Origin of the sequence: Noviherbaspirillum malthae, assembly GCF_015352985.1 — a bacterium.
Classification (GTDB): Bacteria; Pseudomonadota; Gammaproteobacteria; order Burkholderiales; family Burkholderiaceae_D; genus Noviherbaspirillum; species Noviherbaspirillum malthae.
This window is the reverse complement of record NZ_JACYXF010000207.1, coordinates 1-570: the sequence shown is the minus strand read 5'-3', so window position 1 is coordinate 570 and position 570 is coordinate 1. Positions and strand designations below refer to the sequence as shown.

Below are 570 nucleotides of genomic sequence, written 5' to 3'. Positions count from 1 at the left end.
GGCGCAGTGTTTCGGGCAGCAGCACCAGGATGGATTCCATGCCGATGTGGCCGGCGTCGCGCACGCCGGCGGCGGCGCCGAGCATGGTGACGTAGATGACGAGCACCAGTGCGGCGCCCTCGGCCCAAGTGGGAGTGTCGTTCAGGACGTAGCGGCCGAAGACCTGCCACACGACGACGAAGACGATGCCGAACAGGCCGAGCACCGCCCCGATCATCGCCGCGCGGCACAGCGCCGCATTGAATTTGGTAAGAAACATGATCTTGTCTTGTTCAACAGGCGGAGCGGCGTCCGCCTTGATTGCTGCATCTAACATACGGCCTCCAAAAACCAGAACCGGAAACGGTTGCAATGATGGATGCCGGCTGGCTTCCATCATTGTCTTGCCACCTCATGCCTGCGCCCGCGGTCAGCACGGGCGACATGAGGACATGGAATCAATGTGCGCTTTTCTGGATCTTGGCGACGACGTCCTTGAGCGCCGGATCGGTGACGAAGCGCTCGTACACCGGCTTCATCGCCGCCGTAAAGCCCGCCTTGTCCACATCCGTGATGATCTGCGCACCGCCG

At 62.1% G+C, this 570-nt stretch carries 1 protein-coding gene; it reads right to left on the bottom strand.

The annotated features are described in order from the left end of the window. A partial coding sequence (locus tag IGW03_RS37815; RefSeq protein WP_228535412.1) for a TRAP transporter small permease occupies window positions 1–217 on the bottom strand: 217 nt, incomplete at its 3' end. Window positions 218–570 lie beyond the last annotated feature (353 nt).